Origin of the sequence: Micromonospora saelicesensis, assembly GCF_900091575.1 — a bacterium.
GTDB classification, from domain to species: domain Bacteria; phylum Actinomycetota; class Actinomycetes; order Mycobacteriales; family Micromonosporaceae; genus Micromonospora; species Micromonospora saelicesensis.
Genome location: NZ_FMCR01000005.1, coordinates 559,280 through 584,792 on the forward strand (window position 1 = coordinate 559,280; position 25,513 = coordinate 584,792).

The window sequence follows — 25,513 nt, forward strand, 5'->3', positions numbered from 1 at the left end:
GAAACAACCGTGAGGCGGGCCCACGGTTGGTCCCGGTCGGGCGGGGTACACCGCCGCGAGTGGCGCGGGGGGCTGGGTTCACCCGGCTTGGCCACCGAAGGTGCTTCGGAGGGGCCGATGTCGGGTGCGTCAGCGCGGTCAAGCGGGCCCGGGATGTCCGATGACGTGGTGGAGCTGCGGGTACACGGGGCCGCCAGCGCGAGCGCCGCCCAGGTGTTGAACGTGGCGCAGGTCGAGCAGGTCGCAGGCGACCGCAGTGGGGGCTTCTACCGACCCCACCGCCCATGTTCGTGCGGCAGCGGCGAACGGGTGACGGAGGCGTACCGCTGGGGTGATCTGCCCGCCGGAAGCGTGGTCCGAACACTGACGCTGGTGTTCCTCCTGCCGTTCATGCTGGCCAACCTTGCGATCTGGATGCGACCGGCGAGCCCTGGCTCCGATGCGATGGTCAGATCCCTGTGCCGGTTGCTGGCACTCACTCTCACCGTGCTGTATGTGCTTGCCTTCGCCGGGGTCACGCTGGACCTGATCGCGTGGAAGTGCATGGGCTCGCCACGTTGCCTGGCCGGGCGCACCTGGTTGTCCTGGTTGGGTGGGCAGCCCGTGGGCCTGCGCCTCGCGGTGCTCGCTGTGGTTCCGGCCGCCGCCATCGGCCTGCTCTGGCGGGCCAGCACCCGCCCGCGAAAGATGTTCGACGCGTTCCGCGCTCCCGCTGACGAGGTCTCCGAGCATCGACTCAGCGGGATCGGTCAGTGGGACGCAGGGCCGCTGGTGGGTCGGCTGCGCTCGATCCACGTCGCGGCGGCGTTCGCGACACTGGACGTCGCTCTGCTCGCCGCCCGAGCCGCGAACGGCGCCTCGGCGAGCACGATCGCGTTGGCCGTGGCCACCGGGACGGTGCTGGCCAGCTGCGTGGTCCTGCTCTGCATGCCCCCGCTGCTCGACCGGGCCGCCTCGGATCAGCGACGGGACCGGATCACCCGCACGGTGCGGACGGTAGCCGTGGCCCTGACCATCGTGGTGACGGTCCACGTCCTCGCCAGCTCAGCGCCGTGGCACGAGGGGGGCGGGCTACCCGGCTACGGCGCAATTCTCACCTCGCTGTTCGTTGCCCAGACGACCCTGCTGGCCGCCCTCGGCGCTGTGCTGCTCTGGCGCCGGGTTCGGTGGCGGGACGCCATCCCGCTGCTCGGGCTGGGCGCACTGGTGATGGCGGCCAGCGCTGTCAGTCTCGCGGTGGCAGTGTCCGCCGAGCTGGTCTACCGGGTGGCGGATTTCCTTGATCGCGACGCGCCGACCGGAGCGGGCCTGGCCTCAGGTCTGCCGCCGGCGTTCACCTGGGCGATCTTCGGCTTCCTCCGGACAGTGCTGTTCACGCTGGTAGTAGCGGTTCCGGTCATCCTCATCTCTCGACGCCGTCGACTGCGTGCCGCTGCGGCAATCGTCGCCTGCGACTACCCGGACCGCCCGCCCGCAGCCGCGACCCGACTGCGGCAGGTGCAGAAGGCGATAGCCAGGGCCCGCTTCACGGAAAGACTGATTCCGTTGGCGGTGGTCTACGCCTGCCTGGCCGGGATCGGCACGGCCACCACCACCCTCGGTCTGCTGGAGTTGCTGCCGAGCGAATCTGTGCAGCGGTACGCACGGGTGCCCGGCGACCTGATCACCTTCTCCATCGCGTTCGGGAGCTGGGGGATCGCCGCGATCATCCTCGGCCTGACCCTCGGCGGAATCTTCGCCTACCGGACAGTCGAATTCAGGCGCCACGTTGGTGTCCTGTGGGACCTGGGCACGTTCTGGCCCCGGGCCGCCCACCCGTTCGCGCCACCCTGCTACGCCGAGCGAGCCGTGCCGGAGTTGACCCGACGAATCACGTACCTGGTCGGACGCGGCAACCTCGTGCTGGTCACCGCACACAGCCACGGTTCGGTCCTGGCCGCCGCGACAGTGCTCCAGTTATCGCCGCAGGTCAGCAGTCGAGTCGCTCTGCTCACCCATGGGTCACCACTGAGGCGACTCTACGCACGACTGTTCCCCGCCTTCGTCGACGACGAGGTGCTGCACGAGATCGGCGCTCGCGTCGGCTGGCGGTGGGTGAACCTGTGGCGCGACACCGACTCGGTTGGCGGCTGGATATTCAGCGCCCACCGGACAACCGCGTCGGTAACCGTCGGCGGGACGGCGGCAACGGTGGACCGCCGGCTACGGGATCCCGCCGACGTGGTGCCGCTACCTGGCGACAGCGTCCCGCCGCCGATCCAGGGACACCGACCCCGCGGATCGGAGCAGCGGTACGCCGAGGCGGCCCGCGAGTTGATCGAGCGCCTTCGCCAGCCGGTGGACTCAGTGCCGCTTCCGGGCGACCCGCCGACCGGGCAGTGACGGATCCGCGGCAGTGACGCGGGCACGCCCGAAGTACATGAGCTCCCAGATCGCGTCCTCGGCGAACGTCTCGACCACCTGTCCGCCCTTGTGGTGCTCGATCGTGAGCAGGCCGGCGAAGCGGAGGTAGGCGCCGTCGAACCGGATCAACCGGGCCGCTGCCCGCTTCAGCCAGGGCAGGTCCTTGGTGAGGGGATTGCGGACCAGGTCGCGCTCGCGGTCGAAGGTCACCACGTACGTGTCGTCGTCGTCCACGTACGTGTAGCGGACGATGCCGGCCACCGGCTTGCCGGTCTTCGCGTCGGTGTAGGCCCCGTCCCGCTCGAACGTCATCTTCGCTGGATCGTCGCCGATGATCCGGCCGTCGCGGGCCAGCATGAAGATGGGGATCTCGGCGAAGCCGTACTTTTCGGCGCCAGTGATGAACGAGGCGATGACCGTGTACGGCCCGGCCTGCCCCCGTCCCCAGTACCAGTCATTGATGATTTTCGGCAGCCCGACGTTGCCCCAGTTGTGGTCGTGGTAGCCGACGCCGGTCGTCTCATGCCGCACCCCGTCGATCGTGTACGAGCCCCGCACGGCTCCTTGGGGCACCGAGGGCAGCCAATTGAACTCGAGGTCGCGCTCCGGGCCGAACAGCATGTGCCCGGTGGCCGGACGCCAGGCCGGGACCTCGGACGTCAGTGTGAAGTCGACCCCTAGACCCCCGGCGGTCGCCTGGATCCGGTACTCGCGCAGGCTCTCGCCCCGGAAGCGGTTGCCCGGCCCCATCCGGACGTCAGTACGCCCGCTCGCCGCCGACCACTCCGCTGCGGGGATCGCGATCGTGTTGTTGGACATCGTCCCGTCAGGCAGTTCCAGGTTGACCCGGAGCTGCGGTGACAGCGGGCTACCCGCCGCGCCGAGGTCCTTGTTCATGAACACCACGACAACCTTCGCGCCGTCGTCGAGGTGGGCGTCGAAGTACCACCACTCGTACGACCCGGCGCGATTGTCGGTGCGGGCGCCGTCCTCCCATTCGCGTACGGCATCGCGTTCGAGCCCGAAGCGGGCATAGTCGTCGCTGAGCGCGGCGAGTTCGGGGTGATCGGACATGACTCTTCGTCTCCGTTGCTACTGCAAGATCAAGATTTGCGGACGCCTCACAGGGTGGCGAATCCCTGACGCCAGGACGGATGGGCCGGGCTCCAGCCAAGGTGCGTGCGGGCGTGGCGGTTGCTCGCTCCCCGCGCCCAGCCATGCCGCTCGCCCTCGGTCACCGCTGGCGCTGGCACGTTGGCCGCCGCGCAGAACGCGGGCACCCACTGCGAGGCGGCGGCTGGCTCGTCGTCGCAGACGTTGACGACGCCGACGGGCCACTCCAGAGCCGCAACCGCGGCGGCGACGGCGTCGTCGATGTGCAGCAGGCTGCTCACGTCCGCGTCGGCGGGGACCTTGCCGGCGGCGGCGAACTGGGCCATCAGACCGTCGCGGGCGTACCAGGTGCCCGGGCCGTAGAGGGTGCCGTACCTCAGCACGACCCACTCGGGCGCCTCCTGGACGGCGGATTCGAGCGCGGCGGCACCACCCACACTGGTCTGGCGTGGCTCCGGGGCGCCGAGGTCGAGCGGGGTCTCCTCGGTCGCGGGCTCGGCGCCCGGCTCGTACGCCCAGGCGATGCTCTGTGCCACGATCCAGCGTACCCCAGCGGCGAGCGCCGCGTCGACCAGGTTGCGGGTTCCGGTCCGACGCAGCCGCGAGTTGGCGGCGAAGTCGCCCGTGCTCAGGCTGGTCAGCTGGTGCATCACCACGTCAGGCCGGGCGTCGCGGACGGCGGCCGCCACCGCGTCCCGGTCGAGCACGTCGACGGCGACCGGGCCGTTGCGGGCCAACCCGATGACCTCATGCCCCTGGGCGGTCAGAATCGGCTCAAGACGGCGGCCGATGACGCCGGTCGAACCGGCGAGAACGATACGCATGACGTGCCTCTCCGTCAGTTCGGCCGGGTTGAGCGGCGGTCCTTACGCTGTTCGAGCTCCTCGGGGCTCACCAGCACCAGCATTTCCTGGCCGGGCGCGCACACCATCACGACCAGGAACTTGGTCACCCGATCGGACAGGTTGTTGGCGGACCGGTAGTGGATGACGTCGCCGCCAGGCTCCCAGAACGCCTCACCGGCCCTGATCACCCGTTCGGGCTCGCCCTCCAGCTCGAAGATCATCTCGCCCTCGAGCAGGTAGCCGAAGACCGGGCCGGAGTGCCGGTGGGGCGGCGTGCCCGGGTCGCCCGGTGGCAGTTCGATCGTCGCTGTCATCACATGGGAGCCCTCCGGCAACTCCGGGGGCATGGCCGTGCCCAGGAGCACGATTTCGTTGTTTCCGATCTTCATGGTCTGCATGAATCGAACGTATCCCCGACCGGACCAGCAGGATGGACCAGTTGGTGACCGGTCTGATGGACCAGTTGGCAGAGTCCGGACAGTGCCTCCTGCCAGGCATGAGCCGGCGGCGCCGCGTATCCGAGGACCAGGGCTGCCGCCTGCCGCTCATCCGCGGGGTCGTGCCAGTAGCCGTTGCTGTGCAGGCCGATCAGGTGCAGTCCCTCGCGGCGTCCGGCCTCGATCAGCCAGCGCTCCTCCGCCACGCAAGCCAGCGGTAGCAGCGCGTGTACGCCGGCAGCGATGCCCTCCAGTGCAGTGGTGGTCACCTCGGCCAGGCGGCCGGCCAGCTCGGTCCGGCGACGCCGGTAGGTCAGCCGCATGCGGCGGATGTGCCGGTCGTAGTCGCCGTGCGTGAGCAGGTCGGCCATGGTGAGCTGGTCGATCGCGGAGACTGCCGCCCCGGCCTCCACGATCGTCGTCGTCAGTTCGCGACGCAGTGGCTCGGGTACGACGAACCAGCCCAGGCGGACGCCCGGCGCCAGCGACTTGCTCGTGCTGCCGGCGTACACGATCCGCTCTGGTGCCAGCGCCTGCATGGCGCCCACCGGCCGCTGGTCGTAGCGGAACTCGCCGTCGTAGTCGTCCTCGATCAGAAACGCGTCGTGCTTGCGTGCCCACGCGATGAGCCGGTAGCGGTGCCCTGGGGCGAGCACCACTCCGGTCGGATGCTGGTGCGCGGGAGTGAGCAGCGCGGCCTGACCCGCCGCGTCATCCGGGTCGGCCCCGCCGGGGCCGACGGTGAGCGGGGTGACTGTCAGGCCCGCGGCACGCAGCACCATGCGGTGATGGGCCAGGCCGGGGTTCTCGGTGGCGATGGCGTGGACGCCGCGCCGGTGCAGCGTCCGCGCCAGAAGGGAGAGGCCCTGGGTGAAGCCCGCCGTGATCACCACCGCATCCGGGTCGCAGAGCACCCCACGAGTACGCGCGAGATAGCCGGCCACCGCCGCCCGCAATGCGGGTAGACCCGTCGGTTCGGAGTAGTCCAGCGTGCCGCGTGAAGCCGTCGTGAGCGCCCGCCGGACACTGTCCGCCCAGGCCGTTCGGGGGAAGGACGCGAGGTCCGGAATCCCCGGCCGAAACTCGATCAATGACCCGGCCGGGGGCGACGGCCGCGGTTGCCTGCGCGAGTCGGGCGGATCATGGAGTACGTCCGCGACCCGGGTGCCCGAGCCGGGTGCCGCCAGCAGCCACCCTTCCGCCACCAGCTGCGCGTACGCCTGCACCACAGTGCCCCGGGCCAAGCCCAGGTCGGCGGCCAGGCTCCGGCTCCCGGGTAGGCGGGACCCGGCCCGCAGCCGACCTGTCCGAATGCTCTCCCGTAACGCGCTCTCCAGCGAGCGACCCGGGAAACCCGCACTCCGATCGAACTCCAGATGCAGGTCAAGCGACTTCGTCACTCAGCAACGATCCCATTCGTTCGAGCAGCGCCGGCAGGTTCGGCGACGACTCAGGCGCCAGACCATCGACCTCGACTCACGTGCCGTCGACGAACCAGGCGCCGTTGCCGACGGTCACCGCTGGAACTGGGCTAGCTTCTGCGGGTTGAGGATGATCAACACTCGTTCGATCCCGGCGGGTGAGGCGTCGATGGTGACCAGAGCGACGGTTGTCCCGGGCCGCGAGACGAGGATCGCGGCTTGGCCGTTGGATTCGACGATCTCCGGCGAGAGGTCGCGGCCGAACTTCCGGATCAGGCCCAGGACGTAACGCGCGACGTTGTCACGTCCGACGACGGGCAGCTGGGCGGCCCGGACGGCGCCGCCGCCGTCGGCGTAGGAGATGGCTGTTTCGGCGAGCAGTTCCTCGAGCTGGGTCAGCTCACCGGAGCGGGCTGCGGCGAGAAAGGCATGCAACAGGCGGTCGCGGTCGGCGTGGCCGACCGGTTCGCGCCGCTGCTGGGCAAGGTGCGTGCGGGCGCGGTGGCCGAGCTGTCGTGCGTATGCCTCGCTGACGTCGAGCACCTCACCGATCCGTCGGAACGGGTAGTCGAACGCCTCCCGCAGCACGTACACCGCCCGCTCGGCCGGGGTGAGCCGTTCCAACAGGAGTAGCACGGCGAGTTCGAGTGACTCGTTGCGTTCGGCCTGGAGTGTCGGGTCGGCGGCGGTGTCGACGGGCTCGGGTAGCCACGGTCCGGGATACAGCTCCCGGCGGGCGCGAGCCGACGTCGCGGCGTTCAGAGCGAGCCGAGAAGTCGTCGTGACCAGGAACCCGATCGGGTCCCGTACCTGGCTGCGTTCGGTCTGCTGCCACCGGAGCCAGGCTTCCTGCACGATGTCCTCCGCCTCCGCGACGCTGCCGAGCATCCGGTAGGCGATGCCGAAGAGCCGCGGACGGACCGCGTCGAACGCCGCTAACGCGTCGACGAGTGCCCCGTCTTTTCCTCGCCCTACCATGGCCGCCGCCTCGTCGCTTCCATCCCTGAATGTGCAGGTGAGTTCGAACTGCCGCCGATATCGCTGCTGTCTGTCGAGCACCAGTCACACAGGTACCCCTGCGGGGCCGTACTACAGCACGTGAGCGGCGTTATGGCCAGCGGCTTGGGTCGGCGACGATTCGAGCAGACCGATACAGATCTGCACGAGCATGCCGACGAGCCAGGTAAAGGGACTGTCGACGCCATCCTGTTTGTCGTTCGGCATCGTGTACCAGACGGTGTACGTGGTTTGTACCGCGTGTTCGGCGGCGTCGACTGAACCGAGCAGGTGGTACGCGAGGTTCTTGAGGAGGCGTCGTTCGGCGACGGCGACGCAGAACGCGCTGGGTAGCGCGTTTGACCGAAGTGGCCGGAGGGGTTCGGGAACCATCGGCTCTCCCAGTGGTTGACGCAGCAGGTTCAGTGGGCGGCCCGAGCCGGGGCGAGGTCGCGCCGAGCCGCCGAACGGTCGCGCAGCGCCGTCAGCAAGATGATCACCAGGCCGATGAGCGCCACGGCCGCGTTTGCGGTGGTGAGGAGGATCGCCTCACCTACGGTCGCCCCCTGCATGTTGGTGAGGTGATAGAAGAAATGCGGCAGCGCGAAGACCGAATAGGCGGCTGCGGCAGGGATGACGAAGTGGGCCTTGGGTTTGACCGCCGCGATGCCCAGCACCAGGGCGATCGCCAGTGACGCAGTACCGAAGTCCCGCGCATAGTGCTCGCTGAACGGCGGCGTGAGATCCACTGTCGGGAAGTTCGCGTAGAAGCTGGCCGGCCAGATCGCGTTCCAGGCTCCGACCACGAAATTGTCGAGAAACAAGATCGCCAGTGCGATGCGGATGATGGCGGTCATGATCGTCGCTCCTTGCGCTGTACCGGCTCGGCGTCCGCGGTGTCGTCCTTGACACGCCAGCCGACGTGGCTGGACATCTCAGGAGCCCGCCGGTGGTGGGCGAGTGTCACCAGGTACGGACCGAGCAGGGCTCCGATTCGTGACACACGACCCCGGCCGCGACCTCTGCTGTCACGAATCGCGGGGCCGCTCGGTCCAGTTCGCAGACGTCGCGGTCGTTCGCGGCGGAGGGGAGCACACCATGAAGAGAAGCGTTGCGGCGCGCGTGACGGACACGTCAGACACCGGTCGGGCGCCTCGCACTTGTCGTCGCGTCAGATTGATCGTCACGGTCGCGCTTGCTGCCGGTTTCCAGCTGGCGGTCACGCCCGCGCCCGCGTTCGCGCACGGCGCTCTCACGCGGTGTCTATGCCGCCAGCAAGCGCACCGATACAGATGAGCGTTCCACCCTTTAGGGCTATCTGCGCAGTCTATTCCTGGACGAGAAGTCTCGGAGAGGTAGAACCAACAGTGACATCACAGCGGTTCATCCCCCTTTCACCCCGGCCCCCGGTCCGGGCTACGCGCCATCGCGGCGTTACGGCGAACACAGATCGGGAGGTAGCTCGGTGCGTATCGCGGTAGCTGGCGGCACCGGCGGGGTTGGACGTCTCGTCGTCAACGCCGTACGGGCCGCCGGCCACGAGCCGGTCATACTCGCCCGCTCCACGGGAGCAGACCTGATCCGCGGTTCCGGGCTGGACGAGGCGCTGACCGGCGTACCGGTCGTGATCGACGTCAGCAACGTGTCGACGATCAACCGCAAGAAATCGGAGAACTTCTTTGGTACGGCGACAACCAACCTGCTTGCCGCAGGCCAGCGCGTCGGGGTTCGGCACCACGTCGCGCTGTCGGTCGTCGGTGCCGACCGGGTGAACTGGGGTTACTACGCGGGCAAACGACGCCAGGAGAAGCTCGTCCTGGACGGTGCGGTTCCCGCGACGGTGCTCCGCTCGACGCAGTTCTACGAGTTGGCCGCGCAGATGCTCGCCACCATTCCCGGTCCGATCGCAGTGGTGCCCCAGATGCTCATGCAGCCGATCGCGGCCCACGAGGTCGCCAACTGTCTCGTCGACCTCGCCCTGGCAGACCCGGCCGGCCGGGCGCCCGACATCGCCGGCCCGCAACAGTTGCGCATGTCGGACATGGCCCGCCGCCTGCTACGCACCCGTGGGAGTCACCGCCTTGTCCTGCCCGTCCGCCTTCCGGGAGCGACCGGTCGAGCCATGGCCGGACACGGCCTGCTGCCCACCGGCCCCGGTCCGCGGGGCACACAGACCTTCGACCAGTGGCTGGCCAGCCCGGCAGCGCAGAACGACGCCGGGCGGAGCCGATGACCGAAGGCCGATCACCCACCCCCGCCGCACCGCAGGCAACGTCAACAGACGGGCGGGACACCGCGCTGACCGCGTTGATCCGGATCGCCCTGGCCGTCCTCTTCCTCGACGAACTCGTTGTCGGGTTCTGGAACCAGGTCTTCCCCGAAAGCTTCTACGACAACTTCCCGACCGTCACCCTCACCCCGCCGTTCAGCGAGCACTACGCGCGAGACTTCGGCGGGGCCACCCTCGGCCTGGCCGTCGTCCTCGGCATCGCGCTCGTGGCACCTCGAGCCGCATTCACCATCCCCGCCGCGGCGGCATTCTCCACCTTCGCCATACCCCACTTCTTCTTCCACCTGACCCACCTCCACCACGCCACCGGTGGCGAGAAGGTGTTCCTCACAACGGCCAATGCCGGTGTCGCCCTGCTCGGCCTTCTCGTCATCGCCCTGACGCTCGTCCGGGACGCCAGGCGTCGCCGCCCTCCGGCCACGTGATGCGGGCGGACCCGGCGCGACGCCGGGTCCGCCCGTTTCAGACGAGCTGGATCTCGCCCTGCCGCTGGTCGATCCGCACACCCTCGAACAGGTGCTGCGCGGAGTCGGTCGTGATCAACGCGCGAGGGCGGCGAGCCTGAACTGCTGGTTGGTTTGTCCGTGGCAGTCGTAGAGCTGGATCTGGGCTCCGTTGGTGGTGCTCCAGGCGTCCAGGCATCGTCCGGACTGGACGTTGCTGATGGTGCCGTTGGAGTTGACGTTCCACTGTTGGTTGGTCTGGTTGTGGCAGCTGTAGATCTGCACCGCCGCACCGTTGGCGGTGCCTGCCGCGTCGAGGCACATGTTCCCGTACACCTGGAGTTGTTTGTTCGAGGTGTAGGTCCAGGCCTGGTTGGTTTGTTTGTTGCAGCCGTAGAGCTGGACGCGGGTGCCGTTGGTACGTGAGGCGTTGGGTACGTCGACGCACCGACCGGACTGCGTGCCGACGATCTCGGAGGCGGAGCCGGGTGGAACTGTCGGCGGATCGGTGGGGGTCGGCGGATCGGTGGGGGTCGGCGTCGAGGGCAGCAACGGGCAGGTGCTGCGGTAGGTGACCACGCCGCTGGAGTCCAGCAGGGGGCAGAGGAACTGGCTGTACCGGGTGTCGTTGTCGATGAACATCTTGACGAACGGCAGCATGGTCCGGACCATCACCGGGTTCGACCGTCCGACCATGAAGCCGTGATCGGCGCCGGCGACCTCCACGTAGACGCTCTCCGTCGTGGCCGGGAGGCTGTTGTACAGGCCGGTGGCGTAGGACGGGGTGACCACCGTGTCCGCCTGCCCAGAGAAGATCATGGTGGGCACGCGGTCGTTGGCCAGGTTCGACGACGGCGAGTACGGCGCGATGCCGACCACTGCCTTCAACGACGAGCGTCGGGTGGCCGCACTCAGCGCGCCACCGCCGCCCATCGAGTGACCGGCGACCGCCAACCGGTTGGGGTCGACCCGGTCGCGTACGGGGCTCTGCTGTGTGAGGTAGTCCAGTGCGGCGAGCAACTGGGTGCCTCGGGCCGTGTCGAAGTCGTTGCGGCTGTTGGTCTCGATGCCGATCACGACGAAGCCGTGGGATGCCAGCCACGGTCCCATCCAGGCCAGCTCGGCGGAGAACAACGCTGTGTAACCCGGCGAGATCGCGATGGCACCGAAGGTGCCCTGGCTGGTGTCGGTCGGGTAGTAGATCCTGCCGCCGTTGAAGCCGTACCCGGTCGGGACGCTGACCGACGTGTTGGCGAAGGGGCCGTTCACGGCGGTGACGCTGGTCCGGGTGGGGTCCGGGCCCCGCTGGTACGGGTTGTCGGCGGCCGACGCCGACCCGGTCGCCACGGTGATGGTGAACAACCCGACTGCGGCGGCGATCCCGGCCGCGGCGAGCTTGAACAGCCGTCCCCGAAAACGGGGGGACACTCGGTCGGTGTGGGAATTCCCCGAGGGTGGGGGGTGGTGTCCGTGTCCTCGCACTATCGCTACCTCCTGGTGGTGGATGGGTGCGGGGCGGACGGGCTCGGTGTGGTGCCGAGCCTGCCCGCCCCGGCGATGTCCGGTCGTCAGCGTTGGAGCGTCAGCAGACCCGGCCGGTACGGCAGGAGGCCGTAGTCGCCGCCGGAGCTGGGGGAGCGCCCCTGGTAGAGCAGTTGCAGGTTGCAGGCGTCAACGGTCATGGTCTGATCGGCGTTGCTGCGGATCAGTTCGCCGTGACTGATGTCGTTGGTCCAGGTGGCGCCGCTGTTCGCCTTGCCGGCGAAGGGGTTGCTCTCGGACGTCGCCTGCGGCGTCCACGTACCACCGAGGCTGGTGGCCGTGAACGAACGGAAGTACCGGCCCTGCGAACCGATCGCCTCGACGATCATCAGGTACTTGTTCAGGCCCTGGAGCTTGTAGACCTGAACGGCCTCGAAGAGGTTGTTCGTCGTGTCGGTCATGATGGTCGTGTAGTTGGAGCCGAAGCTGCCCGGGAAGTTCCCGATGGGCATGCTGGCCCGGTAGATCCTCCCGTTGTCGCCGGCGAAGAACAGGTACATGTTCTGGTCGTCACCGATGACCGCCTGGTCGATCGGGCCGGTGCTGGAGTTGGAGATGCTTCCGGTGAACAGCGTCTGCGCCCCGGACCAACCGTTCGGGTTTGTCGGGTCACTCGAGGTCCGGTACGAGAACGCCGTGCCGCCCCACTGGTAGGCCAGCACCCAGATGTTGCGCGGCGCAAAGTAGAACAACGACGGCGCGACGGTCGCCGAGTTCATCGCGTTCTGGCTGGCCGAGCCCATCTGCGAGTAGTTGCTGAAGAGGCCGAAGTTCATCGAGCCCCACGTGGTGCCGGTGTCGTGGGTGGTGGCGTAGACGAGCTGCTGGCCGTTGTACGGCGCGACGGTGAAGTCCTTCAGCGACACCCACCCCGACCTCGGCTGCGCCAGCGCACCCGACGACGACCAGCGGTACGACGAGGGAAGGTCACACGTGCCGCCGGTCGGCGGCGGCGTCGTCGGGGTCGGCGTCGGGGTGGAGCCGCCGCCCAGGGCGGCGAGTCGGAACTGCTGGTTGGTCTGTCCGTGGCAGTCGTAGAGCTGGATCTGGGCCCCGTTGGTGGTGCTCCAAGCGTCCAGGCATCGTCCGGACTGGACGTTGCTGATGGTGCCGTTGGAGTTGACGTTCCACTGTTGGTTGGTCTGGCTGTGGCAGCTGTAGATCTGCACCGCCGCACCGTTGCCGGTCCCGGCCGCGTCGAGGCACATGTTCCCGTACACCTGCAGCTGTTTGCCCGAGGTGTAGGTCCAGGCCTGGTTGGTCTGCTTGTTGCAGTCGTAGAGCTGCACCCGGGTGCCGTTGCTGGTCGAGGCGTTGGGCACGTCGACACACCGGCCCGACTGCGTGCCGACGATCTCGCTGGCGGAGCCGGGCGGGTTGGTGGGCGGGTTGGTGGGTGGGTCGGTGGGCGGGTTGGTGGGGCCCGCGCTGTTCAGCGCCTCCAGGGTGGAGGTGTAAGCGGCCTTCTTGTTGCCGTTGCACTCGAAGAGCAGGGGAGTGCCGCTGGAGCGCCACGAGTCGCAGTCCCGCACCCCCCACACGGTGAGCCCGTTGCAGCGAGCCACGGCAAGGCAGTCGTTGACCACACTGCGGTAGGTGTTGGCCTGCGTCGTGCCGGATCCCTCGATGTCCAGCTCGGTGATCTGCACGTCCACCCCGAGGGCGGCGAAGCTGGACAGCGTGGTGCGGTAGTTGCTGTTGTACGGCGAGTTGGCGTTGAAGTGCGACTGGAACCCGACGCAGTCGATCGGCACCCCACGAGACTTGAAGTCGCGCACCATGTTGTACACGGCCTGCGTCTTGGCCCAGGTCCAGTTGTCGGTGTTGTAGTCGTTGTAGCAGAGCTTCGCGTTCGGGTCGGCCGCGTCGGCGGCGCGGAACGCCGCCTCGATCCAGTCGTTGCCGGTGCGCTGCAGGTTCGAGTTGCGGCGGGCGCCGCTGTTGCCGTCCTCGAACGCCTCGTTCACCACGTCCCACGAGTAGATCTTGCCGCGGTAGTAGGTGGCCACTCGGGTGACGTGGTTCAGCATCGCGTTGCGCAGCGCGGTGCCCTCCATGCTCTGCATCCAGCCCGGCTGCTGCGAGTACCAGGCCAGGGTGTGGCCCCGGACCTTCCAACCCCGGGAGATGGCGTGGTTCACGATCCGGTCCGCGTTGCTGAAGGTGAAGTTGTTCTGCTGCGGCTCGGTCGCGTCGATCTTCATTTCGTTCTCGGGAGTGATGGCGTTGAACTCGCGGTTCAGGATCGTCGTGTAGGCGCTGTCGTTGAGTTTGTTGGCGGCCACGGCGGCACCGAAGTACCGGCCGGACTGGGCTGCGGCGGCACCGAGGGTCGTCTCGGCGGCCTGGGCCAGATTGGGTAGCAGCGACACGATCAGGGTCAGAATTATCGCGGCTGTTCCGGAAAGAGTGAGCGTTCGCAGTCGGGTGCGCCCGATGGGACGGGTCCGGGGAACCATGCTGATCCTCCTGTGGTGGGGGTAAGAGATTCCTGTCGCTGTTCCATTTGGAGGCCCCGCTCGGATGGTGGCGGGCACGATGTCGAGTCCGCCCGAGCGGGCCGGGATCACGTCGGGCACCAGCCCGGATGCGAGTTGTTCGGGCTATCTGGCCAGCGGGTGAAGGGCGGTGGCAGGTAGGCCCGGTCGCCCGTCGGGGGTGGTTGCGGGCGTTGGGCTCTCTCGGTGGTGGATGTGGTCACCTGGCGGGTGGGTGGGCCCGACGGTCGCGTGGAGCGCCTCCAGTGCTAACGGATCTTGTTAACGTTCACACTTGTCGATGGCTCTCAGGCTGGCAGAAAATTCCAGAGTTTTCAACCGGTAGTTTCGGACCTGTTACGGATCCGAGCGGTAGGGGTTGGAGTCGCCGCGCACAGTGGCTGGTCGACCCGCGTCACGCGGTGGTGCGGGGCCTCGCGCCTCTGACCGACCGCTTCCGCCCGGACGGTGGACCAGCTCGGAAGCGACAAGATGGACGTACGCATTGCCGGGCTCCACGCGCTGTGGCAGATCGCGGAACATTCCGCGTACGCGGCGCAGAGCGCGAGTCGACGAACCGTTGGGCTTACGGCTGCTCGTCGGCCTCGGGGGTGAGCTGCCGCATCAGCACCGCGAACCCTTGCCCCGACTCCACAAAACCCAGTTTCCGGTAGAGCGCCAGAGCGGAGTGATTGCTGTCGGTGACCTTGAGTCGTAGTCGTCTGACGCCGGCTGAGCGCGCACGGTGCAGGACTTGCGAGATCATCGCTGTGGCCAAGCCACTGCGGCGCCAGGGTGCTCGGGTGCCCAGACAGTGCAGAACCGCCGTCGGCGTGTCGGTGCTGCCGTCGGCGAGCGCGAAGAGGAAGGCGGCCACCGGGTTGTCGCTTCGGTCGGCCTCGGCGAGCACCAGGCAGGAGAGGTCGGGCAGGAAGCGCGGATGTCCGGTCGCGTGCTGCGGCCAGGTGCGCCGGTCTGGTCGAACCGCTGTCGGGCTGTCGGCGTAGGCCTCATTGTGGGCCAGCCGGGCCAGTTCGTCGTAGCGCTCGTCGACAGGTGTCAGCACCAGACCGGGCGGTAGCGCGGGCGCCGGCGGCTCATCAGGCACCGCCAGGACGAGGTCCCGTTCGTGACGGGCCAGCGCGAAGCCGCCACTGATCAGCAGCTCGCGGCCGGCCCGGTCGTTCTCGGCACACCGGATGCCGAGGATGGCCCGCGCCGAGCCTCGGCTGTCCCGTAACTGCTTCGCCTGGTCGATGAGCCAGTGGTGCAGCTCTGCACGGACGTCGTCGGCAATGTCGGGATGAAGCACGTTGGTCAGGCGGATGCGGAGAACGTCGTCCGCTGTTCCCATGTCGGCGACCTCACCGTATGCGGCGACGCTGCCGGTGTCATCGCGGCCAACCCGGGTGCGTCCGGCACTGTCTGGCCCGAGAGTGGCCAGTCGATTCCGGACGTCCTCAGCGCGCTGCTCCATGCCGACAGGGGCGACCGCCTCGGCGCGCTGGAAGAGTGCTGCCAGCGCTGCCGCGTCGGCTGGCGTGGCGCGACTCCAATCCGCGATCCTCATCGATGGTCATCTTATGGACCTGATTCGACGAAGGTCAATCGCACGCCGGATCGCCGGAGAGCGTCGAGCATCCAGATTTCTGAGCTGCCCGAATACCGCGGCCTTCGATCAGCCTCCACGTTGACGAACCTAACCTCCTAGGACGCTCCGCAGGTTGTGCCTCGACCCACACGCACTGAAAACACCGGGTTACGACGACTCGAGTGGCTGAAAATTCGTGCCAAAACTCGGTAACCAAATCGGCGGGTCAACCCGTCAGGTCAGTGACGGATCGCCACTGCGGGCGGTCGGCCGAGGAGGCGTAAGGACATGGGCGACGTGCGTGGGCGTTTCAGGGACGACCTGGCCCAACATCCCGCCCCGCCGCTGGGTGACCTGGTCCAGCAGTCGGTGGTGCAGGGCCGTCGGCTGCGCCGCCGGCGCCGCCTGGCGCAGTTCGGCGCCGGCGGATCGGCGTTGGCGATGCTGCTCGTGATCGGCCTGGCCGCCGGGCCGCTCGGCGTCGGTGCGGATGACGCCGGTCAGCCTGGCGGGATGAACGTCGGTTCGCCGGGTGGGTCGATCGACACCGCCACGCCATCCCCGGCTGGGTCGTCCGATGGCGCCCCGGGCGGGTTGGAGTCGGGCACCGGCGGGGACCCCCGTCGGCCAGCGCCGCCGGCTCGCTCGACCACGGTGATCGACACCGTGAGGATCGGGGCGGGGCCGGACGGTGAACTGCTGACCACCACACCGCAGGGCGCCCTGGAACTGCTGACCCGGTTGCTGCCCAAGGGGAAGACCAGCGGTTATGCGAGCCTGGAGAGCAGCGGGGCGGGCCCCGGCATGCCGTACGTCCAGCTCTACCTGGACCGAGGCGATGGACCGGGCATGCTGCGTCTCTCCATCTACCGGGACAACCTCGGTGGCAACCCGGTCCCGGGGACGGTGGAGCTGACCGAAGTACCCGACAACTGCGTGCAGAACCAGATGGTCACCGTGCACCACCGCGGCGGCCTCCAGGTCGATCTGATGATCTCCACCTGTCTGTTCTGGGACGCCAAGGGAACCGTGCCGGCACCGCCCGTCCTCTCCGTGAAGGAGGCGACCGAGATCGCCGGCAACCCGATCTGGGGGACGGAACTGCCGGCCGAGTTCGTCCTCAACGGTGCCAAGAGGTTCCCGACGCTGGACCGGTCGAATGGCTGACGAAGACTTCGTGGAGTTCGCGCAGGCGACCGTTGGCCGGCTGCGTGACGCCGCGTTCCTCATGTGCCGCGACTGGCATCTCGCCCAGGACCTCACCCAGACGACGCTGGCCAAGGTGTACGCCAACTGGAGGCGGGTCCGCCGGGCCGACGACCCCCACGCGTACGCCCGCAAGATACTGCTGCGCTGCATGATCGACCAGCAGCGACGCCGCTCCAGCCGCGAGTTGGCGATGTCGGCGCCGCCGGAGCGGGGCGAGGAACATCCCGCCGAGCTGCGCATGACGTTGCTGGAGGCGGTCGCCACCTTGCCGTTGCGGGACCGGGCGATCATCGTCCTGCGCTACTGGGACGACCTGAGCGTGGAGACGACCGCCGAGGTTGTGGGCGTCTCCACCGCCGTCGTCAAGAGCCAGAGCATGCGCTCCCTCAACCGCCTGCGCGAGTTGCTCGGCGAGACCCGTTCCGAGCTGTTCGCCGAGGAACGCCATTGACCGGTCCCGTCTGCCGCCGGGATGTGGCGGGTCCCGGTGGTGTGGGGCCGCCGGCCGGCAACCGCCGCGTCGGTGTTGCGGCGGCGACGAACGTGCCGCCACGCGTCGTCGGCTGAGGCGCCACCTGGGGGTGGCAAGTATTTGCGTCTGGGGGAGGTTTTCGGTGTCCGTATCGAGCAGCAGGACGAGCCGAGGCCGGATTCGCGGCAGAGGCCGAGGTTCGGTCGCCATCGTGCCGGCGGTCCTGTCGGCGTTGTTGGTGATGGCCGCGGGGTGCCATCGGGAGGAGTCCGGTGTCGGCCCCGACGAGCGACACACCGCGAACGCGGAACGGGGCGATCCGAGCCCGCTGCTGGGAGCGGGCGAGCTGGGAGCGGACTGGCATGCGGACGACGCGCGAACCGGCCTGGCTTCCTGGCCGTGGGAGCAGGACAGCTGCCCGAACTACAAGAGCAGCGACTACCCGGCCAAGTCGCATCGGCGCGCTGCCGTGGAGCGCTCCTACCGGCTGTCTGACGGCTCATCGTCGGCCCACCACGTCGTGGAGACGTACGAGCCTGGATGGGCCGAGCGGAACGTCGATGACGTCCGTCGCGTCCTCCTACGGTGCGCGACCTACCCGGTCCTCGGGTCGCAGGTTTCGTTCGACGTCGTCGATCCGCACTATCTGGAGGGCACCGGCATGCTCGTTCGAGGTCGCATCGCGCATGTGGACACCCCGAACACCGTCACGTACTTCGTGATGGTGAAACGAGGCGAGACGGTCTCGACGGTCCGCCTGCCCGATCCGGGCAGTCAGGCCGTGGTGGACTCGATCGCGGCGAGGGCGGTGGCCCGCCTTGGCTGAGGGGAAAGGGCGGCAGCTGCCGCGACGCTGGGTCGTCTCCGCGGTCACCATGTCGCTGGCCGGCGTCGCGACGGCCGCCTTCGGTGCCACGCGCGGTCGCGACGGCGACGGAGCCGGACCGTCGCACGGTTCTTCCCCTGCCAGTCCGATCCCCACGACGCCGGCCATCGACCGGATCGACCAGGCGAGAACGCGCATCAAGGCCTACGTGCAACGGTACGACGGCCACCTGGCGGTCGCGGCACTGGATCGACAAGGAACGGCTGCGGTGACGGTCGGTGCCAAACGGTTCGAGACCGCCAGCATCGTCAAGGTCAACATCCTCGCGGCTCTTCTGCTGCGTCAGAACCCGCCGGGCAAGGCCCTGGGTTCTGAAACCCGACGGTTGGCCGAGGCCATGATCGTGTCCAGTGACAACGACGCGGCGGTCGCCCTGTGGCAGCGGATCGGGGGCTCGCGCGGCCTCAACGCCGCGAACCGCGCGCTCGGTCTGCGTGAGACGAAGCCCAACTCGCACTGGGGACTCACCACGACCACTGTCGCGGACCAGCTCCGTCTGCTGACCGCGCTGACGTCACCGACGGGACCGCTGACCCCGCAGGACCGTACCTTCATCATGGGCCTCATGAAGAAGGTGACCCCCGAGCAGCGATGGGGAGTCACCGCCGCGCGGGAGCCGGGCAGTCGTTCCGAGTACGTCAAGAACGGCTGGGACACCGCTGATGTCGACGGCGGCCGCTGGTTGGTCAACAGCATCGGACGCATCGTCGAGACCCGTCATGACTGGCTGATCGCCGTGCTCTCCGACCATCACGTGAGCCAGAAAGAGGGCATCCGCGTCGTCGAGAAGGCCGCCACGTACGTGCTCAAGGAGCTACGCGCCGCCACTGCGAGCGACGGCCCTCCGCAGGGGTAGGCCCGGGCGCCGGGCAGGCCGACCGTGGTGCGGACGAAAAGAGATTGCCCAGGGGCCAGGGCTCACGTTGGCTGGTCAGCATGGCTGAACTACGTACGGATCGCCTCGTCCTGCGCCGATGGCGTGACTCCGACCTTGAACCGTGGGCGGCCATGAATGCCGACCCCGAGGTCCGGGAGCACTTGGGCGACCTGCTCACCCGCGAACAGAGCGATGCCTCCGTGTCGCGGTTCCAGGCCGATTTCGACCAGCGAGGCTACGGGTGGTGGGCGGTTGAGGTGCAGGCCACGGGCGAGTTCATCGGGTTCGCGGGCTTGGATGACGTGGACGACGACATGCCGTTCACAGGAGTGGAGATCGGCTGGCGGCTCGCCCGCTCGGCCTGGGGCCAGGGCTACGCCACCGAGGGGGCGCTGACCGTCCTGGCCCACGGCTTCGGCGCTCTTGAGCTTCCCGAGATCCTCGCTGTCACAACGGCCACCAACCTTCGTTCCCAGGCGGTGATGCGCCGGATCGGCATGACCCGGAACCCGGCCGACGACTTCGACGATCCCACCGAACCCGAAGGGGCATTGCGTCCGAATGTGCTGTATCGCATCTCCCGCAGCGCGCGGACGTGACGGTCTCCGATTCGGCGCCCCGATTCGTCGAGCACCTGCCAGAGTGGTTCATGCCCTTGAGTACGTACCATCTCAGAGCCTCGGTCGCCGTGTCCGACATTCGGAAGGCCGTGGCCTTCTACGAAGGGGTGCTGGGTCTGCGGGCGCTGCGGTCCGGCCCCAGCGCCACCATCGCCGACGGCAGCCGCGTCTATGGCTCCGGTGGCGGTCCGGCGCTGAACGTGTACCAGTCGGTCACCGCCGGGAAGACCTCGGCGACGGTGGCGACGTGGTACGTCGAGGATCTCGACCAGATCGTCGACGAGCTCGCTTCGTCCGGCGTCGAGTTCGTTCGCTACGAGCAGTTCGAGCACGACGACAGGGGGATCACCGCGCGGGCCGGCGGTGGACGTATCGCATGGTTCCAGGACCCGGACGGCAACACCTTCGCTCTCGAAGCGGACGTGTGACCTCCGACGGAAGGACCGATCCGGCTCAGGGCGTCAAAGCCCTGAGCCGGATCAGCGTCGCAGTTGCTGGTACTGCCGATCAGGTGACGTTGATGTCGCTGCACCACATGTAGGTCTGGTCCAGGTGCGACGCCCGCCAGAGCACGAACAGGATGTGGTTTCCGCTGCGCGACGGGAGCGAGACGTTGAACGAGATGTTCTGCGCCGGCGCGTAGCGCCCGGTCGTCGTGATCAGGTCGAGGTTGCCCCACCCGAGCTTCTGGGTGGATGGGTTGAACCCCTGCTTGGTGACGTAGACCTGGAAGTAGTCAGCGCCGTGGCTGGCCTGGTCGTACAGCTGGACCGTGAGGTTGCGGCTGACGGTGGTCGTCTTCCACGCCCCGGGCTGGTTCACACTGTCGTTCCTGGACAGGGCGTTGCTGCACAGCTGCCCGTCCGGGGTGCGAGCCTGGTACTGGCCGCCGAGACCGTCCCGCAACTGGCTCATCCAGTTCCACATGGTGTCGGGGTTTGCCTGGAACGCCCGCCAACACATGGGGTCTTGCTGCTGCATGGCGGGGTTCATGTGCTGGTTGCCCCAGGTCTTCCAGCACTGGTAGGCGCGACTCATCGGGTTGATGATGGTGCCGTGGGCCTGGGCTGCCCCGGTGAAGGGCAGCATGCCGGCCACGATGGCGAACACCATGACGAATGCTCGCAGGGACCGACGGACTGGTGACCGGGACCGTCCGCCGGATCGATCGGACTTGAGTGAACGCACTGTTCATCCTCCGCTCTCGGGACTACAGATCAGAATGGGAACGCTCCCAAACCAACTGTTGCATCTATCGGTCCAGATATCAATGTTTATCGATCTATGGTCGGATGTGGATCGAGCTGACCGGGGTGTCCGCAGCCGCCCGGTTCGGAGGCGGGTGCGGGTAACGACCGCGCCACCGGCTGCCCGGCATGGTCACAGGTCCGCTGCGGCGTCGTATCGGCGGCGCTGGTCGGCCATCTCCGACTCGGTCAGCGCCTCCTTGAGCGCCAGCTCCGCGTACTTGGGCGGGAGCATCTGCCGCACCCGGTCGGTGAACATGACCTCGGCGGTCGCCTCGACAACCTGGATGCCCGGAGGCTCGGTGGACATGTCCATGATCACGGGACCGGCCAGTTTGACCGCCACGTCCCACGGGCGCTTCTGTTCGGCGACCCCGCAGAGGTGGAAGCCGTAGACCGTCCGCACGTCGGCGAGCACGGTGGCCTCGGTCGGCTCGTAGCCGTAGACGCGGACCCCGCAGATCACTGCCGGCTTCGCCGTGCTGGCCGTCTGCTGGGCCCCGTGTCCGGCGTGGTTGTGCTGTCCCGGGTCCGCCTGTTCGAGCGTGGTACGCATCCGGGCGATGATCTGCGACTGCAGATCCGCCGGCTTCGCCTCCGGATCGGCCCGGTTGACCAGTACGACCGCGCCGGCCGACGCCACCAGCACGATCACCGCCACCCACACGAAGCGGTTCCGGTACCAACCCGCGAAGTTCTCTCGGGAAATCATGATTGCTTCTCACCTCGTCGCCGGTTCTGGTGCTGGCAGGCCGAATCGGACGCCCCGGCGGGTCAGGCGTCGAGCGCGTCAGCCGTCGGGGACACGTGCCGGGGGTTACCTACGGCGGGCGGGAACGACTGCCCGGCAAGGCGCCCGTCGTCGTAGAGGTGGCCCGGCGATCCGCCAGGCGAGCGTCCGCCAAGGCGACGCGCTGCCGGCGCTGCGATGCTCCCGTGCTGGCCGTTCCCAGCGCGGTTGCCCCCGCGCTGCGGCGATATGAGCCATTCCAACACGTCTGGATCGGCTTTGGCAACATCGACGAGCATCAGCGTGGTTTCGGACCGGCCCACCCGCACCTTCGTCGTACGCGGGTGCTCATCGCCGCACCGCCGCCGGCCCCCGGAACAGATCTGCGGCGAGCGCAATCGGGATTGGATATGGTCTGTTGCACCCGATTTGCCGCTTGTAAGGGGAAACATGAGTCGCTTGCCGTACGTGAACCCCGCCGACGCCCCGGCGCCGGTCCGCGAGGCGCTGCAGGCCGCGCTTCCCCTGAACTTCTTCCGCGTCATGGCCCACGCCGAGACGGCGTTTCCGGACTGGATGCGCTGGGGCGGCACGCTGCTCAAGGACCTGGCCCTCGACCCGCTGCTGCGCGAAATCGCGATCCTGCGAGTTGCCCAGTTGAGTGACGTCGCATATGAGTGGGCTCAGCACGAGCCCATCGCCCGCTCCGTCGGCGCCACGGACGAGATGATCCACGCGCTCGGGCGCGACGAGATCGGGGACGACTGTTTCACGTCAGACCAGCAGATCGTCCTGCGTTTCACGACCGAAGTCGTCCGCGACGTCCGCCCGCCCGACGACACCACCGCCGCACTGACCGGCCTGCTCTCCCCGCGCGAGGTGGTCGAACTCCTGATGGTGATCGGGCAGTACATGATGATCGCCCGGGTCGCCGCGGTAACGGACCTGGAAGTCGACAAGCCGATGGGCGCCGCCGTTTACGGTGCGCGGCCCTGACTAATGTCATGAGTACCTGTGCACCCCGCATCGAACGTCGTGACTAAGCGCACTGGAGCCCACCACGTCCCGTCGATGAGACTCGATTCAACGCCGGAACAACAGCCGGCCGAGTTCGAGGGGCGGCGGGACGGTGGACGAACGCTACGACAGCTACTGCGCCGCGGATCGGCTGTTCTACGACTCGCTCGGCAGCGCCGTCGCACAGCCCGTCTTCCCGGCCGCCGACCGGCCGACGCCGACCGGCTGGCGCCGTGAGCCGCTCGACGACTGGCTGATCTACGCGCCCGACGGCGGCTCGCTGCCGCAGCAGGGCTGGAAGATTCATGTGTCGGCCGGTCTGGCGAACGCCGAGCGGGTGCTGGACGCGGTCTGGAACTACTGCGTCCCCCGCGGCCTGTCCTTCAAGTTCCTGCGCGGGCCGCGCACGCTGCTGCTGCGCAATTCCAAGTACGCCGCCCGGGCCGCCAGCGGCAAGTTCATCACTGTCTATCCGCGCGACGACGCGGAGCTGGAGCTGGCCTGCAAGGAGCTCGACGAACTGCTGACCGGCGAGACCGGGCCGTACATCCTCAGTGACCTCCGCTACGGCGCCGGCCCGGTCTACGTGCGCTACGGCGGCTTCGCCGCCCGCTACTGCCACTCGCCCGACGGCCAGGTGGTGCCGGCGATCGAGGACGACTCCGGCACGCTGGTGCCGGACCGCCGGGAGCCCGTCTTTCACGTACCGTCCTGGGTCACCCTGCCCGACTTCCTCGGCTCGCACCTGGCCGCCCGGAGCGGCACCAGCACGGACCAGGTGCCGTACCGGATCGAGCGGGTGATCCACTTCTCGAACGGCGGCGGCCTGTACGTGGGCAGGGACCTGCGTACCGACACCGAGGTGGTGCTGAAGGAGGCCCGACCGCACGCCGGCCTGGACGCCGACGGCACCGACGCCGTCGCCCGGCTGGCCCGCGAGGCGCAGGCCCTGCGGCAACTCGCCGACCTGCCGCAGGTGCCCCGGGTGCACGACGAGTTCGTCCTCGGCGAGCACCGGTTCCTCGCGCTCGAGTTCATCGAGGGCCGACCGCTGAACAAGGTGCTGGTCGACCGGTACCCGCTGATCGACGCCGACGCGACCGACGGCGACCGGGCGGCGTACGCCCGATGGGCCCGCCAGACCTACGAGCAGGTCGAATCCGTCGTGGCGGCGATCCACGAGCGCGGCCTGGTCTACGGGGACCTGCACCTGTTCAACATCATGATCCGGCCGGACGACCGGGTCGCCCTTGTCGACTTCGAAGTGGCCGCCCCGATCGCCGGGCACCGCCGACCCGGGCTGCGCAACCAGGGCTTCGCGGCACCGAGGGACCGTAGTGGGCCGGCGGTCGACCGGTACGCCCTTGCGTGCCTGCGGTTGGCGCTGTTCCTGCCACTGACCCAGCTGGTCCGGCTCGCCCCGGAGAAGGTCACTCACCTGGCCGACATCATCGCCGCGAACTTCCCGGTGCCGAGGTCCTTCCTCGATCCGGCGGTCGAGGAGATCACCGGTGCGCCGCACGTCACCGCGCAACCGCGAGGGAATCTCGACGCGGATGACTGGCGCACCACGCGGGACCGGCTGACGACGGCGATCGTGGCCAGCGCCACCCCCGAGCGCGACGACCGGCTCTTTCCCGGTGACATCGAGCAGTTCCGCAGCGGCGGCCTCAACCTCGCCCACGGGGCGGCGGGCGTGCTGTACGCGCTCGACAAGAGCGGTGCCGGTCGGTGGCCCGAGCACGAAGACTGGCTCGTGCGGCGGGCGACAGCGCCCCCGTCCGGCACCCGCTGCGGCTTCTACGACGGGCTGCATGGCGTCGCGTACGCGCTCGTTCACCTCGGACGCCGGCAGGACGCGCTGGACGTTCTCGACATCTGCCTGCGGGAACCCCTGGACGGGCTCGACCACAGCCTGGCCAGCGGACTGTCCGGGATCGCGCTCAACCTGGCCGAGTTGGCCGCGCGCACCGGGGAGGTGTCGTTGCGCGACGCCGCGTGGCGGGCCGCCGAGCGTGTGATCGGGCAGCTGGCCGACGACCCGGGCCCGGACGTCAGCGGCGGACGTAACCCGTACGCCGGGCTGTTGCGGGGCCGGACCGGACCGGCGCTGATGCTGTTGCGGCTCTACGAGCTCAGCGGCGACGACGAGCTGTTGGGGCACGCCGCCACGGCGCTGCGTCAGGATCTGCGCCGGTGTGTGCTGCGCCCGGACGGTGCCCTGGAGGTCAATGAGGGCTGGCGCACCATGCCCTACCTGGCGCACGGCAGTGTCGGTATCGGGCTGGTCCTCGACCAGTACCTGCGCCACCGGGCCGACGACCGGTTCGCCGAGGCGAGCGCCGGGGTGCGCCGCGCGGCGCGCTCACCGTTCTACGCACAGTCCGGGCTCTTCGCCGGCCGGGCCGGCATCATCGCCTACCTCGCCGCCTCGACCGACGACACCGACCGCCGCGAACTTCGCGCGCAGGTGGATCGGCTGGCCTGGCACGCGCTGCCGTACCGGGAGGGGACCGCATTCCCCGGTGAGCAGTTGCTGAGGCTCTCCATGGACTTTGGCACCGGCACCGCCGGCGTGCTGTACGCGCTGGCCAGCGCGCAGCACGACCAACCGCCGGCGCTGCCCTTTCTCGCGCCCCTGCCGGGCGCGGACAGACTCCCTCGCGACAGCGGGGGCGACCCGATCGGCGAACGGAAGGAAGGGAGGTGAACGACATGGCACTTCTGGACCTCCAGGGCCTGGAGATGGCTCCGGCCGACCGCACCGGTGGCGGTAGCCGGGCGAGCCTGCTGCTCTGCGGCGACAGCTCGCTCTCCGTCACGACCTGCAACTGATCCACGCACACGTGGGGCCCTGGGTGGGTAGACGTACCCACCCAGGGCAACCGCGTACCAAC

The 25,513-nt window shown here is 68.6% G+C and carries 24 protein-coding genes; 12 read left to right on the forward strand and 12 right to left on the reverse strand.

Annotated features, from left to right (window positions below; all coding sequences use genetic code 11):
- Positions 1-153 precede the first annotated feature (153 nt).
- Positions 154-2,382, forward strand: a complete 2,229-nt coding sequence (locus GA0070561_RS23720; protein WP_091405069.1) for a hypothetical protein — start codon at positions 154-156, stop codon at positions 2,380-2,382.
- Here the strand turns inward: GA0070561_RS23720 and GA0070561_RS23725 are convergent.
- The 7 genes from GA0070561_RS23725 to GA0070561_RS23755 all read right to left on the reverse strand — a co-directional run bounded on the left by GA0070561_RS23725 (position 2,344) and on the right by GA0070561_RS23755 (position 8,072).
- Positions 2,344-3,477, reverse strand: coding sequence for a hydroxyneurosporene dehydrogenase (locus GA0070561_RS23725; RefSeq protein WP_091405075.1), 1,134 nt, complete (start codon positions 3,475-3,477; stop codon positions 2,344-2,346). The genes GA0070561_RS23720 and GA0070561_RS23725 overlap by 39 nt on opposite strands.
- A 47-nt stretch (positions 3,478-3,524) precedes the next feature.
- Positions 3,525-4,340: an NAD-dependent epimerase/dehydratase family protein gene (locus tag GA0070561_RS23730; RefSeq protein ID WP_091405078.1), complete on the reverse strand. Its 816-nt coding sequence runs from the start codon at positions 4,338-4,340 to the stop codon at positions 3,525-3,527.
- Positions 4,341-4,354: 14 nt separating this feature from the next.
- Complete coding sequence (locus GA0070561_RS23735) at positions 4,355-4,759, reverse strand: cupin domain-containing protein (RefSeq protein WP_091405080.1); 405 nt, start codon at positions 4,757-4,759, stop codon at positions 4,355-4,357.
- Positions 4,747-6,198 (reverse strand): MocR-like pyridoxine biosynthesis transcription factor PdxR, encoded by a 1,452-nt coding sequence (gene pdxR, locus GA0070561_RS23740; protein WP_091405084.1) that lies wholly within the window; start codon positions 6,196-6,198, stop codon positions 4,747-4,749. The genes GA0070561_RS23735 and pdxR overlap by 13 nt, the downstream gene beginning before the upstream one ends.
- Positions 6,199-6,312: 114 nt before the next feature.
- Positions 6,313-7,197: an RNA polymerase sigma-70 factor gene (locus GA0070561_RS23745; protein WP_091405088.1), complete on the reverse strand. Its 885-nt coding sequence runs from the start codon at positions 7,195-7,197 to the stop codon at positions 6,313-6,315.
- A 111-nt stretch (positions 7,198-7,308) separates the two neighbouring features.
- A complete protein-coding gene (locus GA0070561_RS23750; RefSeq protein ID WP_091405091.1) occupies positions 7,309-7,608 on the reverse strand; it encodes a sigma-70 family RNA polymerase sigma factor family protein in 300 nt (99 codons plus the stop codon).
- A gap of 29 nt (positions 7,609-7,637) precedes the next feature.
- Positions 7,638-8,072, reverse strand: a complete 435-nt coding sequence (locus GA0070561_RS23755) for a hypothetical protein (protein WP_091405095.1) — start codon at positions 8,070-8,072, stop codon at positions 7,638-7,640.
- Positions 8,073-8,680: 608 nt separating this feature from the next.
- Between GA0070561_RS23755 and GA0070561_RS23760 the strand changes: the two genes are divergently transcribed.
- Both GA0070561_RS23760 and GA0070561_RS23765 read left to right on the forward strand, forming a co-directional pair.
- Positions 8,681-9,448 (forward strand): SDR family oxidoreductase, encoded by a 768-nt coding sequence (locus GA0070561_RS23760; RefSeq protein ID WP_091405099.1) that lies wholly within the window; start codon positions 8,681-8,683, stop codon positions 9,446-9,448.
- Positions 9,445-9,930, forward strand: coding sequence for a hypothetical protein (locus tag GA0070561_RS23765; RefSeq protein ID WP_091405103.1), 486 nt, complete (start codon positions 9,445-9,447; stop codon positions 9,928-9,930). Before GA0070561_RS23760 ends, GA0070561_RS23765 begins: the two co-directional genes overlap by 4 nt.
- A 114-nt stretch (positions 9,931-10,044) precedes the next feature.
- On the opposite strand, the gene GA0070561_RS23770 is transcribed toward GA0070561_RS23765, so the two are convergent.
- The 3 genes from GA0070561_RS23770 to GA0070561_RS23780 all read right to left on the reverse strand — a co-directional run bounded on the left by GA0070561_RS23770 (position 10,045) and on the right by GA0070561_RS23780 (position 15,537).
- Positions 10,045-11,376: a poly(ethylene terephthalate) hydrolase family protein gene (locus tag GA0070561_RS23770; protein ID WP_244166405.1), complete on the reverse strand. Its 1,332-nt coding sequence runs from the start codon at positions 11,374-11,376 to the stop codon at positions 10,045-10,047.
- A gap of 140 nt (positions 11,377-11,516) precedes the next feature.
- Complete coding sequence (locus GA0070561_RS23775) at positions 11,517-13,856, reverse strand: non-reducing end alpha-L-arabinofuranosidase family hydrolase (protein ID WP_244166418.1); 2,340 nt, start codon at positions 13,854-13,856, stop codon at positions 11,517-11,519.
- Positions 13,857-14,553: 697 nt separating this feature from the next.
- Positions 14,554-15,537, reverse strand: coding sequence for a GNAT family N-acetyltransferase (locus tag GA0070561_RS23780; protein ID WP_091405110.1), 984 nt, complete (start codon positions 15,535-15,537; stop codon positions 14,554-14,556).
- A 309-nt stretch (positions 15,538-15,846) separates the two neighbouring features.
- Between GA0070561_RS23780 and GA0070561_RS23785 the strand changes: the two genes are divergently transcribed.
- The 6 genes from GA0070561_RS23785 to GA0070561_RS23810 all read left to right on the forward strand — a co-directional run bounded on the left by GA0070561_RS23785 (position 15,847) and on the right by GA0070561_RS23810 (position 20,050).
- Positions 15,847-16,725: a hypothetical protein gene (locus GA0070561_RS23785; protein WP_091405114.1), complete on the forward strand. Its 879-nt coding sequence runs from the start codon at positions 15,847-15,849 to the stop codon at positions 16,723-16,725.
- Entirely contained in the window at positions 16,718-17,218 is a 501-nt protein-coding gene (locus tag GA0070561_RS23790) for a SigE family RNA polymerase sigma factor (protein WP_091405117.1), read from the forward strand. The genes GA0070561_RS23785 and GA0070561_RS23790 overlap by 8 nt, the downstream gene beginning before the upstream one ends.
- A gap of 232 nt (positions 17,219-17,450) precedes the next feature.
- A complete protein-coding gene (locus tag GA0070561_RS23795; protein WP_091405120.1) occupies positions 17,451-18,065 on the forward strand; it encodes a hypothetical protein in 615 nt (204 codons plus the stop codon).
- On the forward strand, positions 18,058-18,981 hold the full coding sequence (locus GA0070561_RS23800; RefSeq protein WP_141710442.1) for a serine hydrolase: 924 nt from the start codon (positions 18,058-18,060) through the stop codon (positions 18,979-18,981). The genes GA0070561_RS23795 and GA0070561_RS23800 overlap by 8 nt, the downstream gene beginning before the upstream one ends.
- Before the next feature lie 80 nt (positions 18,982-19,061).
- A complete protein-coding gene (locus tag GA0070561_RS23805; RefSeq protein WP_091405124.1) occupies positions 19,062-19,601 on the forward strand; it encodes a GNAT family N-acetyltransferase in 540 nt (179 codons plus the stop codon).
- Between the two features lie 89 nt (positions 19,602-19,690).
- Positions 19,691-20,050 carry a VOC family protein gene (locus GA0070561_RS23810; RefSeq protein ID WP_244166406.1) on the forward strand — a complete coding sequence of 120 codons (360 nt, stop codon included), beginning with the start codon at positions 19,691-19,693 and terminating at the stop codon, positions 20,048-20,050.
- A gap of 79 nt (positions 20,051-20,129) precedes the next feature.
- On the opposite strand, the gene GA0070561_RS23815 is transcribed toward GA0070561_RS23810, so the two are convergent.
- The gene (locus tag GA0070561_RS23815) at positions 20,130-20,735 is read right to left on the reverse strand and encodes a lytic polysaccharide monooxygenase auxiliary activity family 9 protein (RefSeq protein ID WP_091405127.1); all 606 of its coding nucleotides are present in this window, start codon (positions 20,733-20,735) and stop codon (positions 20,130-20,132) included.
- Between the two features lie 267 nt (positions 20,736-21,002).
- Positions 21,003-21,581, reverse strand: a complete 579-nt coding sequence (locus tag GA0070561_RS23820) for a hypothetical protein (RefSeq protein ID WP_091405129.1) — start codon at positions 21,579-21,581, stop codon at positions 21,003-21,005.
- 486 nt (positions 21,582-22,067) lie between these two features.
- On the opposite strand from GA0070561_RS23820, the gene GA0070561_RS23825 reads away from it, so the two are divergent.
- The 3 genes from GA0070561_RS23825 to GA0070561_RS23835 all read left to right on the forward strand — a co-directional run bounded on the left by GA0070561_RS23825 (position 22,068) and on the right by GA0070561_RS23835 (position 25,451).
- Positions 22,068-22,595, forward strand: coding sequence for a carboxymuconolactone decarboxylase family protein (locus GA0070561_RS23825; RefSeq protein WP_181539485.1), 528 nt, complete (start codon positions 22,068-22,070; stop codon positions 22,593-22,595).
- A gap of 133 nt (positions 22,596-22,728) precedes the next feature.
- Entirely contained in the window at positions 22,729-25,326 is a 2,598-nt protein-coding gene (gene lanKC, locus GA0070561_RS23830) for a class III lanthionine synthetase LanKC (protein WP_091405135.1), read from the forward strand.
- 5 nt (positions 25,327-25,331) lie between these two features.
- Positions 25,332-25,451 carry a SapB/AmfS family lanthipeptide gene (locus GA0070561_RS23835; RefSeq protein ID WP_013734295.1) on the forward strand — a complete coding sequence of 40 codons (120 nt, stop codon included), beginning with the start codon at positions 25,332-25,334 and terminating at the stop codon, positions 25,449-25,451.
- Positions 25,452-25,513 lie beyond the last annotated feature (62 nt).

What these genes read in the sequence shown, in the direction of transcription:
- GA0070561_RS23755 (WP_091405095.1), bottom strand. Translation starts at nt 8,072, where the DNA reads ATGACCGCCATCATCCGCATCGCACTGGCGATCTTGTTTCTCGACAAT.
- GA0070561_RS23815 (WP_091405127.1), bottom strand. Translation starts at nt 20,735, where the DNA reads ATGGTGTTCGCCATCGTGGCCGGCATGCTGCCCTTCACCGGGGCAGCC.
- GA0070561_RS23725 (WP_091405075.1), bottom strand. Translation starts at nt 3,477, where the DNA reads ATGTCCGATCACCCCGAACTCGCCGCGCTCAGCGACGACTATGCCCGC.
- GA0070561_RS23785 (WP_091405114.1), top strand. Translation starts at nt 15,847, where the DNA reads ATGGGCGACGTGCGTGGGCGTTTCAGGGACGACCTGGCCCAACATCCC.
- GA0070561_RS23750 (WP_091405091.1), bottom strand. Translation starts at nt 7,608, where the DNA reads ATGGTTCCCGAACCCCTCCGGCCACTTCGGTCAAACGCGCTACCCAGC.
- GA0070561_RS23720 (WP_091405069.1), top strand. Translation starts at nt 154, where the DNA reads ATGTCCGATGACGTGGTGGAGCTGCGGGTACACGGGGCCGCCAGCGCG.
- GA0070561_RS23820 (WP_091405129.1), bottom strand. Translation starts at nt 21,581, where the DNA reads ATGATTTCCCGAGAGAACTTCGCGGGTTGGTACCGGAACCGCTTCGTG.
- GA0070561_RS23730 (WP_091405078.1), bottom strand. Translation starts at nt 4,340, where the DNA reads ATGCGTATCGTTCTCGCCGGTTCGACCGGCGTCATCGGCCGCCGTCTT.
- GA0070561_RS23745 (WP_091405088.1), bottom strand. Translation starts at nt 7,197, where the DNA reads ATGGTAGGGCGAGGAAAAGACGGGGCACTCGTCGACGCGTTAGCGGCG.
- GA0070561_RS23790 (WP_091405117.1), top strand. Translation starts at nt 16,718, where the DNA reads ATGGCTGACGAAGACTTCGTGGAGTTCGCGCAGGCGACCGTTGGCCGG.
- GA0070561_RS23835 (WP_013734295.1), top strand. Translation starts at nt 25,332, where the DNA reads ATGGCACTTCTGGACCTCCAGGGCCTGGAGATGGCTCCGGCCGACCGC.
- GA0070561_RS23765 (WP_091405103.1), top strand. Translation starts at nt 9,445, where the DNA reads ATGACCGAAGGCCGATCACCCACCCCCGCCGCACCGCAGGCAACGTCA.
- GA0070561_RS23735 (WP_091405080.1), bottom strand. Translation starts at nt 4,759, where the DNA reads ATGCAGACCATGAAGATCGGAAACAACGAAATCGTGCTCCTGGGCACG.
- GA0070561_RS23805 (WP_091405124.1), top strand. Translation starts at nt 19,062, where the DNA reads ATGGCTGAACTACGTACGGATCGCCTCGTCCTGCGCCGATGGCGTGAC.
- GA0070561_RS23780 (WP_091405110.1), bottom strand. Translation starts at nt 15,537, where the DNA reads ATGAGGATCGCGGATTGGAGTCGCGCCACGCCAGCCGACGCGGCAGCG.